The sequence below is a fragment of the Labrys miyagiensis genome (genome assembly GCF_030160835.1).
Taxonomy (GTDB): Bacteria; Pseudomonadota; Alphaproteobacteria; order Rhizobiales; family Labraceae; genus Labrys; species Labrys miyagiensis.
Genome location: NZ_BSPC01000101.1, coordinates 1 through 10,866, shown reverse-complemented (window position 1 = coordinate 10,866; position 10,866 = coordinate 1). Strand labels below are relative to the sequence as shown.

Here is a 10,866-nt window from a genome sequence, read left to right as displayed (position 1 = left end):
TCGTCAAATATCCACGCCTCAGAGAGCACTAAAAGTGCGTTCTCTGTGAGACCAAAAGCGGCATCTTCGTCGTTAAGCTCTTCCTCGGATAGCCGTGGCCCTTCCCATGGGAGGGGAGACAGGTCAATTTCCGCCGGCATTCGCTGTGCTCTGTTAGATCTCTCTGAAAAGGGAGCATGCAACGGTCGCAAATACAAGCGTCCGTAATAGAGCGTCCCGAGCAGTCACCGCCCCTTCAAGTTCCGCGTCTGGAATCCGCTCGGCCTGATACATGCCGACGCAGCGTTCCCACGAGCGAATGCCGTGGTGGTGGCACCACGCCGCGAAGAGGTCCGGACGGCAACTCCATGGTGTGTCAGATTGTCTGTCACCAGAAGAATTGAACTAGCGGGAAATCCAAATGCTCTCGATAGTGGTGCGTGCAAAGAACAATTGGGAGAACACATGCCAGCTTATGATCCCCTCGCCGGTCACCTTAAGACAGTTGCTTTTCGAGAGATCGAGTTGAGCTTTGCGGAGATAGAAAAGATTATTGGTCGAGGTCTTCCAGCCAGCGCGGAGCGGCCTCAATGGTGGGCAAACACCGTCGCCTCTGGTCACTCCCAAAGGGAGGCGTGGCGGGCCGCTGGGTTTGACGCATTCCTCATTGCGGGCCGCAGACGGGTCAAGTTTGTACGGGTGCGTTGAGGCTCTGAGGTTGGCCCTGATGTTCGATCGCTAACGCGAGCTACGAAGCAATTAGCCTGTCGACCAGATGGCAGTCTGCCAAGCCGAACTCTTCGGCAGAGTGTTCCCGGGCCGCAAAGTAAATCCCTCTACTTCCTCCTTGATCGATCTGGAATCTGACCCCAATAGTATCTCGATCAATGGGATAGAATCTGGAGGAAAACTGAGGATGCGTGTGTCGAGAAAGCTTGTTTTCGGCCTCCTCTTGATCACCTTATGGCTAGTTTCACCTGTCGCCTTCGCCGCCGATCCAGATTTCGATGAGACACACGACTTCCTCCATGTCGTGGTCCACGGGAAACACTATCGCTTGGACAGTCTCATTGTGAAGAAACAAGGAGCAACCGGGCCGCTGCCAATTGCTGTGATTACGCACGGTACGGACAAAACTCAAACGGCAAATCAGAATTTGACGGTCGACAGGTATCGATCTGCGGCCCGAGACTTGGCGTTGCGAGGCTGGCTGGCGGTGGTAGTAATCCGGAGAGGGTTTGGACAATCCGACGGCAGCGTTGAACACGGCGTCGATTGCAAAGACCCTCACATCCGTCGGGATATCGACACAGGAGCGGACGATCTTCAGGCAGCCATCGATGTGGTAAAGAAACGATCAGACGCTGACCCCTCGCATATCATTGTTATGGGCAACTCTGCCGGAGGAGCTATCGCGGTCGCGCTTGGCGCGCGAAATCTTCCGGGCCTAGTTGGCGTCGTGAGCGTTTCCGGGGGCTTGCGCTCGACCTGTGCCGGTTGGGATGACAAGTTGGTAGAGGCTTACACAGCCTATGGTGCTGCCAGCCGCGTCCCCAATCTTTGGCTCTACGCCAAGAATGATTTTGTTTTTCCCGCGTACGTCGTTGAGCGCTTGCACGGCGCCTTTTCCAAGGGGGGCAGCGATGTGCAATTGAAGGAATTCGAGCCCGCCCTGAAGGATGGTCACGATCTCTTTGTCAATGGAGTGCAATGGCTGGGCGAACTCGACGACTTTCTTCGTCTGCATCACTTGCAAACGTGGAGTAGCCAAGAAGCTCCCGCGTTGGTGAGGCATCTGGGGTTTAGTCAAGGTATAGTCCAAACCCAATATGCTGCCACTTACATGTCAGCGCCCGTCCCCAAGGCGATGGCATTTTCTCCCAGCGCCAGGCGTGTGTACTATGAAGATGGCGGCCCGAACGATCTTGCTGCGGCTCGCAGCTCGGCATTGAAGATGTGCGAGACAGCAAAAAACACCGATTGCGGGATTGTGATGGAAAATGATCGTTGGATTGGGCCGGCTGGACCATGAATGAAAGATGCGAGGGTTAGGTGGCCCTCAGATGTCATCCTCGGGAGATGGCACAGCGGCGGCTACTGGACCCAGAAACGCCACCACGGTTTGGACCTTGGGCCGTTTGCGATATCTTGAGGTAGCGGCCAGGCTATCGGCGCCCGATTGTCTCCTTCCATACCGCTTCGAACGCAGTCGATGAGGTAGTTTTCGGCGTTGGCCGCAACCTCGGCAAACCACGGCGGCGGCGACGTGTCGCCGCGCTCCATCCCAGCCAAAAAGCCCACCAGGGACCGCACCCGCGGTCGAAGAGGCGTTCAAGGAGCGATGAGGCGCATGCTTGGCCCTGCCGCTCCCCCCGCCCTTCGTCAGCTGCACCCCTTACTCCTCGCCGTGCCGTTGCCGCGAGACCTTGCGGACCTCGGTGAAGAAGGTGGTGGTGGCCACGCCATCACCGCGGATGCGCCCCGGCTTCAGGCGAATGCGGCTTTCCTCATCGCGGCTCATCGGCACCGCCCTGAACAGTCAAAAAGCGAGGCAAGATTCGGCGTGGTGCCGCGAGAGAGCGCCCTAAGACTGGAAAGGCAGGAGGAGGCGGCACTCTACTGCCCTCTGATAGGTGCCGCGCGCGGCCTCCTAACCAGTGTGCAGACCATAACAATTTAGCGAAGAAGGCTAACGCAGTGCCGTTCGCTTTTATCTTGCCCTCCGCCCTCCTCACCTTCTCCGCCCTCATCCCCACCGCATTTTAAGGAATCCGTGCTTCTCCGTCTGGACGCCAACCAGCATCAGCGCTCAACCCAAAGACATTCGGCGTGACGATCACCACGGCCAAGAACGCAGCGTCGGGAGCGTGTGTCGTGGGGGCCGTGCTGGTGTGCCTTGCTCTGCCCTGCCCTTGACCCGACGCGGCCACATTGAGACCGCGAAGCGTCCTTGGCTGTCGCGGGGACACCGCCTACCATCGGCCAATCCCACGCATCGCCGCAAGAATCTGTCATGGCGCTCTTCGATGCTAACCTCAGGCGGCAATCCCAAGGCCCGGCCTATCGCCTTCCTCACCCAATTCAGCATCTTCTGGACCCTCAAACCGCATCGTAGCAGCCATGCGGCAGGCGGGCGAAGACAGCCAATAGGAGGAGGTCACCTGTACTCCTGAAGCTCCGGGCCGGTTCGGCCTGCGCTGCAGGTGGTGAGCCGCGTGGGTAGAAACGCTGAAAGGCTGCCTGCCGGAAGACGCGAGCCTTCGTCACCCCGGACCTTCCGGACACTAGGCGGCACTCTCGCAGGCTAGCAATAGCCCCGGCCAAAGGCGGAGCGGCTTGCATTCCTGAGCCGCCCTCGCCGCTAGGCGCCGCTCGTCCACCGAGCAGCAACGAGCGCCCGGGCCGTGAAGGATCAGGGGGCTGGCCGTGCCAGGAGTGAATGCGGCCCGGTCAGAACTGGAAGTCCTTCTCCTCAGCCATCGTCAGCCCCGACAATGTGTGGAAAGGACAGGTTCAGCAATGTCTTAACTATCGTGCACACATTGCGTGCCGAAGCCACACATTGCCGAGAGAGAGAAAACTGTGAACAAAAACAACACCCCAACCGAGCTGCACATTGCGGCCTTTTATCTGGCCATCTCGGTCGTACTGCTTCACGCGCCTGGGCCGACAACCTCAAACACGCGACATAGTACGATATAACACAACAGACCCAATCGCGATATTCCGCACTGACTTCTGTATCCCGTCGTTGCACAGCATGCAAAATCGCCGCCTGTCAAATGGCCATTGGCTTGCACTCTTGCTGTTGGCGAGATGCATTCTGCAACACTATCATCCGCCATTCGATTGGCCCGAAGCCACCGAAACACAGCGGCCGTCGGTCAGACTTTTGCATAGTGCAGCCACTACGAAGGGCATCGAGGGCGCAGCCGAAATACACATCGCTGGCTGTCTAGTCACTTGACTAAGGCTTTTTCAAGCGCACTCCGACACCGCCTCCATTCTCCGGAATAAACTGAATGCCGGCGTTTTCCATGGCGCTTTGAAGATTGTCCACGGTGTGATTTTTGAGCTGGTCCCCACGTTCGAAACGCACAACTGTCTGCGTCGAAACATGCGCTTCACGTGCCAGATCTATCACACCCCACCCAAGCGCAGTTCGGGCCATCTTGCACTGAAGGGGGGTCATGTAATCACTATATTATGGTGATTTATATTGAGCATCGTCATCTTGCGGTGTAAGGTTTTTGTCGCAAAGCGGCTGAATGCGTGCGGACACACGCATCCAGCCTGACCACAATCTAAGCTGTATGGAGCTCGGATCATGGCTGATTCTGAGACTAGCACGAGTTTATCTAGGCTATCACGAAGGGACATTCTCTCCACCCTTCTAACCGCCGCTGGCAGCACCGCTTTCGATCGAACGGGTGTGGCAAGAGCGACCACTGAACTGCAAGAGGACCCTGCCCTCGCTGCTTGGAAATTCTGGCGATCAGCGCATCGTAAAGCGCTAACTTGGTGTCGAAAACAGCAACGCTTGGAGACCGTACTCGCGCGCACGATCGGCTTTCCGAGTGTCACTCTTCATGCAGCCGAACTACGCCAACCCGTGCGAATTGGATCACTGGAATCGTTCGAAGACTGCGCAAGAATCGCTCCATCGCTTCACCGAATGCGAGAGTTCGTAGCCACCGAGTTGTGCGTTCATCAAGCGCGTTGGGACGACATGGATCGGGAGATCGGGTATTCGATCGCTGTGCGGCAGGAGGAGATTTCGTCGGCGGAGGAGGCGCAATTGGCCGACCAATTGTTTTCCATCGACGCTACCTCGATTGCCGGTATCACCGCGAAGATCGATGGACTGATTGCTACTGGTGAACCCGGCGAAACGAGCGATGAATTTCCGTGGCCGGAGCTTCGCAAGATCCGCAGCAACCTGTTTCAAATAATACATCAACCAATTGGTCATACGGGTTAAGTGACGGGCCACTACCCAAACCACTCCGGCGTGACCTCGATTAGAGATTGCGCCGGAAACAAAGCCGAGACATCCAACAATATTGTTTTGCGGCCGAGAATTGAGCGCTGTTGTTGAGGTGCCTCCCGCCAGCGATCCCAGCTCGATATCTCATATTCGTTGCGCAAGCTTGTGGCGAAGATGACTTAACGCGCTAGGCCTCGCATTGCCTCGGCCAATGCGGTGTATTTTTCATATTTGCCACCAGACGCAGCTGACGAGGCGGGATGCGCGTGGCCTCCTCGTGGTCTAGGTGCTCCATCGGCTCGTCGAGCAGCACGACGAGGCTCCGGCAGTGCCAGGCCCGTGCGAGGTTGAGCGCTGCTCCTCACCACGCAAGAGCCAGTCCTGGTGAACAAGCCATTGTTGAGGTCGCCGACCTCGCGGATGCGTCCGGTGAGTCCGACTGCGCCGAATTCCTGCCACAGGGCATCATCGGGCAAGGCGTCGGCGAAGAGACTGGTGGGGACCTAATCGGCGAGAATGGCCACACGTCGCAGGGATATTCGCGTGGGCAAGGTGGAAAGTAGGAGCTGGGGCGCCCCTCCTCGCGCCACTGTCACTCCTCATCTATGAAACGCCGCGATTGCTTTCTTTCGCATTTGCACTTCCGCCCAAGCGGTAACAATGGCTTCCGGCGGCAACGACCTAGCCAATGTTGCCGCGCGCGCGCGGGCAATGGCGGCGGTCGACGTGTCGCCAACTTGGGCGTACAGCCAGTCGGCGATAGCGTAGGCGCGGAATGCTGCGAGGCCGTTGTCGGCGCCCTGCCCCTCGATGTCGGCTTGTTGCGCGAGCCGGAGCTGCGCAGCGGGGTCACCGCGCTCGGCGGCATCGAGCCAGATGCGACTCGCTTCGGTACGGTCGGCGGGCGCGTCGGATTCAGTGAGAGACAGCGCCAGCGGGTTGCCGGCCGCGACAACTCCCTTCTCATAGGCTTTGCGCAGCAGGTCGCTCGCGCGCGCAACATCTCGTTTGACACCGCGCGCGCTGAAATAGAGTAGTCCCATATTCATGAGGGCGGCCGGATAGTTTCTGTCCACCGCAGCCTGATAGTTCAAGCGCGCAAGATCGAATTGCTGTGCAGCCTCAAAGGCACGCCCCAGTTGATAGATGAATCGCGGCTCGCCGGTGGCGTTCTTGATCGCCGCTGTGCAGGCATCGATCGCAGCAGTGGCGTTTAACGACGCAAGCATCACGCCAGCAGTTGTCCGCGCCGGGTCGAACGGATTGGCCGCAAGACGGTCACACTCGTCGATATTCACTGTAGTGCTGGTGTTCGCTTCGAGATCTTCCTGGAGAAAAAAATCGCGGCGCTCCCACCCGAACAGCGGACGCGGTGAGCGCGCCTGCAGCAGCGGCAGCATGGTGCCCACGGGCAAAGCCTTCAGCAGATCGAAACTCCAGATTAGCCCGTCGGCGCCGGCGGAGGAGGTCAGTATGCGCTTATTGTCCGGGCTGAACTCCACATTGTCCATGGGGTCGCGCCCACGCGCTGGGGCAGCGATCTCACTACCGCTCTTAAGGTTCCACACGCGTACGTTCATCGCCTGGTCAGTTGTCGCTCCCATGGTCTCGTCGGGGCTGAGAGCGAAATGGACGACACCGCTCCCTACATTGATCAGTCTAAGAAGAGTGCCGGCATTGGAGTCCCAAATGCGGACGCCGCCATCGAGCGAGGCGGTGACAGCGCGGCTTTCATTGCCTAGAAACAGGGCGTCGTCGATCATATTGGCATGGCCGGGCAGCGTGACGAGTTGCTTCCCCGTAGCTGCGTCCCATATGCGCGCTGTACCGTCCCAGCCACCCGTGATGACGCGAGCGCCATTACGCGAGAACCGTGCGCTCTGGACAAAGTTCGAATGTCCCGAAAGGAGCACAAGCTGTTTTCCGGTCGACACTTCATAAATACGGGCGAAGGTATCCATCGACGAGATTACAACGCGCAAGCCATCCGCCGACCATTGTACGTCTTCGACATGATCGGTATTGCCCTCGAAGTGCCGAAGCTCCTTGCCCTCGGCAACGTCCCACAGGCGCGCAATCCTGTCTTCGGACCAGCTGACAAGCTGTCGCGAATCGGGACTGAAGGTCAGCCCATTCAACGGGCTGCCGATCTGGAGAACATGCTCGAGCTTCCAAGTCCCTACTCGCCACAGTCGGATCGTTCCGTCTCGGGAACGTGTGGCGAGCGTACTACCATCTGGGCTGAACACGGCATCGTCGAGCCGGTCGGTATGTCCCTGCAGGCTCGTAATTAAGCCGCCAGTGTCGGCATCCCAGAGCCGCGCCGTCTTATCCGGTGAATACGTTACCAAGAGCTTGCCGTTGGGACTGTAGTGTGCCCCACTTACATAGTCAGAATGTGCCTGCAACATCAGCCGCCTATGGTCGATATTCGGGTCCCAAATGCGAGCCGTCTTGTCGAGAGATGTCGAGAGCAGGCGCTTGCTATCTGGACTCCAGGCCAAGCCGGTAATCGAGTGTTGGTGGCCGCTAAGCACGCCTAACGCGGCGCCGGTCCATCCATCCCAAATTCGCACCGTGCCATCTTGCGATCCTGTCGCAATGAGATTGCCGTCGGGACTGTAGGCCACCTCGGTTACCCAACTGGAATGGCCGGACAGGATGCGTAGGGTCCTGCCCGTCGACACTTCCCAAATTCGGGCGTTCTTGAATTCAGTGGCCGCGACGATGTAGAGCCCGTTCTGACTGAAAGCCGCCGATTGCACGTTATAAAGGTTGAAATCGCCGCCACCGAAGGTGCGGATCGCTTGGCCAGTAGTCGCGTCCCACAGATGTGCAGAGCTATCTAGGCCGCCGGTCAGCACCTTAGTGCCATCGGGGCTAAAGGTAACGAAGCTGATCGTCCCCTCGTGCCCAGTAAGCGTAGCAATCTCGACCCCAGTATCGGAATTCCATAGGCGCCCGACTTTGTCGTTGGCGATCGTCGCGAGTTCCTTGCCATCGGGCGAGAAGACGGCATCCACCAGGTAGCTCGTATGACCGACCAGTATATGTGTCGTCTCGCCCGTCACCGCGTCCCAGATCCGGGCTTGCCGATCCCATCCCGCCGTCACGATGAGCTTGCCGTCCGGACTGAAATGGGCCCGCCAGATGCCGGCAGCATGACCGATCAAACGCTTTAATTCCATTCCTGTGGTGGCATCCCAGATGCGGGCAGTGCGGTCGTCCGATGCAGTGAGGAGAGTCTTCCCATCGGGACTGAACTCGACACTTCGGACCGTCGAGAGGTGTCCGGAGAGCACATGGAGTTCGGCGCCGCTGACGGCATCCCAAATGCGCGCCGTCCCATCTTCCGACGCTGTGGCCATCAGCTTGCCATCAGGGCTGTAAGCGGCACCGCTCACATAGCCTTTGTGTCCGGCGAGCACACCCACCAGCCGATCCTTGCTGATAGTTCGCTCCATCGAGGCCACTGCCTCGTCCACCAGAGGTCGGTCGGCGGATTGCATAGCGTCAGGGAGGGCCGCCAGCGTCAATGCTGAGGCCAGATCGACATTGCCGGCATCGAGCTGGCGCTCGGCGGCATCGGCAAGAAATTTTGATTGGTTGATTTGGGCGGCCGCGAGCCGCTGCTTGGCGAGACCCTCTGCAAGCCGTGCCTCGCTCTGCATTAGGAAGGCATAGCCGCTCAGCAATGTAAGCACAACAGCGAGCGCGGCCAAGCCTGTGGCAACGGCTAGGAGGCGTCGCCGCGACCGCTCCTGCTGGCGCTGGCGCAAGTCATCGTATCGGCAGCCCAGCACCGTCGCTAGGATGCGAAGGACCTCCCCGTTAAGTGCGCGCAAAATATCGCGGCGATCATCGGCGCGGATATCCGCTGCCAGTGGCTCGGACTCACCTGCTGCGCCCGAGTAGAGCGTGGGCGGAAAGGCATCCTCCGGTTCGCCGTCGATCAGCAGCGGCAAGATGTTGCTGCTCTTGCCCATCTCCCGGAATGCGGCGATTTCAGCCGAAACCCATTTCGACTCCTTGGCGCGCGGTGAGCAAACAACCACGAGAAAGCGCGCCGCCGTCAGGGCTTCGCGAGTAGCCTTAGTCAGGTCGCTATTGGTGGCAAATTCCTCGCGATCGCGGAATACGCGAGTGAGGCGAGCCGGGATCCCCTTTTTTACCAGTGCCCCCGGTGTCCGGAATACCTCGAGACGTCGATGCAGCCTAATCGCTATCTCTTCGTCTAGTCCGCCATGCCGATAGCTGATGAATATGTCAAAGCCGCCCGTCGCGGGCGAGGGGCTCCGAGGCGCTGACACAGCCTTGTTGTCAGAATTCGACGCGTCCATCGTCGTCCTCGAAGAGGGCAACAAAATATCGAGGTGGCCCGAATCGGCAAATCAATAGCTACATATACTGTTACTGGCGAAACAATAGTTGCTCGATAGAGCCGGCGCAGTTGCAACTGGCTTAATGCCACCAATCGGAAGCAGCGAACAACTCGACCGTGCAGTGACACAGAGCGCTGGAAGCGCCCCCTTGCTACTCCAATCTGCTGGCGCTTATCTAAGTGCAGTCACCAGGGCTCGATGTCCCGTATATTGTAGTAAAGGGTGAGCCGCTGGTCTAGGTGTTCAATCTCAGGGTTTGATGGCGCATCATCAGTTCTGAGGCGTCAGGATGAGTATCGCCTTTGGCAAGCGTACTTCACAGCAGCACCGGCAGGATCGGATCGAGCAGCAGAGCCGGAAAATTTTCTTAAGTAATCATTTCAACTTTTGGCGGATCCGATACATGGATTACGCTTCGAAATTTGACGAGATTTTTCGGGAGACGGAAGTGTCATTGCGGCGGCTGCGACGTCTCTCGACAGAGGACTTTGCCATCATGAAGACGCAGGTCGAGAATTTGCGGGATGCTCGACAATACGATCTGATGAGCAAACTTGCCGAAGCGATCTGCCGTCATGATCCGGAGGATGCGAAGAATCGGCGCCTCTACGCTCAATGCCTCATTGAACTGGGCAACGTCACAGCAGCAATCGATGTACTGAATGCGTTGCGCGCGCGGCCAAACCTTAAGCCTTCGGAGTATGCCGAAGCGGGCGGCCTGCTCGGGCGTGCCTACAAGCAGATTTTCCATGAGCTGAGCGACAAGGCAAGCCCCGAGGCCCGCGACGCCTTGAGGAGCGCCATCGCGTCTTACCGGGAGCCTTATGAGGCCGATCCGGCGCTCACCTGGCACGGTGGGCTTCGGGTTCATTGTGAAATGCTCCAGGTTGGCGAGGGAATGGCGACGCCGGGCTGGCAGATTGGATCCTCCAGCTTGATGCCATATCGCTCTGCGAAGGCGGAAAGACCATGATTGTGTTGCAGCTCTTTGTCGTCAGTAGCTTCATCATGCTCCACGAGGCGGCAGCCGAGCTCCACTAGGTTGTTCGCAGTAGGCCAGTTTATGTTCCACAGTCGTAGCGTCTTGTCGTCCGACCAAGACAGCGCCCGCTGGCCATCCGACAGCAACAGAGCGCCTTTAATTACGGCGTCATGCGGCATTGCCGACCCGATCTGCCTACCTGTGGCAAGGTCCCACAGCCGCAGCATGTGATCCGCCGACCACGACAGCGCCCGCCCGCTGTGAGCGAGTACCAAAGCGCCCAAGATCTTATCCTCGCGTGTCATGGCCGGACCGATCTGCTGCCCGGTGGCGAGATTCCACAGCCGCAACGTCTTGTCGGCGGACCAAGATAGCGCCCGTTGCCCATCGAGCAGTCGGACGCCCAAAACGGCGTCGTCATGCACCATGGCCGGGCCGATCTGTTGACCGGTTGCAAGATCCCAAAGCCGCAGCGTGTTGTCGGCAGACCATGACAGCGCCCGCTGGCCGTCGGGCTGCAGCAGAGCGCCATTGAC

At 58.7% G+C, this 10,866-nt stretch carries 8 protein-coding genes; 4 read left to right on the top strand and 4 right to left on the bottom strand.

The genetic code is table 11. The annotated features are described in order from the left end of the window. Positions 1 to 444: 444 nt before the first annotated feature. Both QQL24_RS36785 and QQL24_RS36275 read left to right on the top strand, forming a co-directional pair. Positions 445 to 687, top strand: a complete 243-nt coding sequence (locus QQL24_RS36785) for a DUF7662 domain-containing protein (RefSeq protein ID WP_431310818.1) — start codon at positions 445 to 447, stop codon at positions 685 to 687. 208 nt (positions 688 to 895) lie between these two features. Then, positions 896 to 2,011, top strand: coding sequence for a dienelactone hydrolase family protein (locus QQL24_RS36275; RefSeq protein WP_284317196.1), 1,116 nt, complete (start codon positions 896 to 898; stop codon positions 2,009 to 2,011). Positions 2,012 to 2,374: 363 nt separating this feature from the next. Here QQL24_RS36275 and QQL24_RS36270 read toward each other — a convergent pair whose 3' ends face one another. Beyond that, entirely contained in the window at positions 2,375 to 2,500 is a 126-nt protein-coding gene (locus QQL24_RS36270; RefSeq protein ID WP_284317195.1) for a hypothetical protein, read from the bottom strand. A 1,446-nt stretch (positions 2,501 to 3,946) separates the two neighbouring features. Then, positions 3,947 to 4,171, bottom strand: a complete 225-nt coding sequence (locus QQL24_RS36265; RefSeq protein WP_284317194.1) for a helix-turn-helix domain-containing protein — start codon at positions 4,169 to 4,171, stop codon at positions 3,947 to 3,949. Positions 4,172 to 4,708: 537 nt separating this feature from the next. Between QQL24_RS36265 and QQL24_RS36260 the strand changes: the two genes are divergently transcribed. Continuing rightward, positions 4,709 to 4,960: a hypothetical protein gene (locus QQL24_RS36260; RefSeq protein WP_284317193.1), complete on the top strand. Its 252-nt coding sequence runs from the start codon at positions 4,709 to 4,711 to the stop codon at positions 4,958 to 4,960. Positions 4,961 to 5,565: 605 nt separating this feature from the next. Here QQL24_RS36260 and QQL24_RS36255 read toward each other — a convergent pair. Next, complete coding sequence (locus QQL24_RS36255) at positions 5,566 to 9,306, bottom strand: WD40 domain-containing protein (protein ID WP_284317191.1); 3,741 nt, start codon at positions 9,304 to 9,306, stop codon at positions 5,566 to 5,568. Between the two features lie 331 nt (positions 9,307 to 9,637). Between QQL24_RS36255 and QQL24_RS36250 the strand changes: the two genes are divergently transcribed. Next, positions 9,638 to 10,321, top strand: coding sequence for a tetratricopeptide repeat-containing protein (locus tag QQL24_RS36250; protein WP_284317190.1), 684 nt, complete (start codon positions 9,638 to 9,640; stop codon positions 10,319 to 10,321). Here QQL24_RS36250 and QQL24_RS36245 read toward each other — a convergent pair. After that, positions 10,216 to 10,866 (bottom strand): WD40 repeat domain-containing protein (locus QQL24_RS36245; protein ID WP_431310817.1); only part of this gene is annotated, 651 nt, incomplete at its 5' end. The two genes, QQL24_RS36250 and QQL24_RS36245, sit on opposite strands and share 106 nt — an antisense overlap.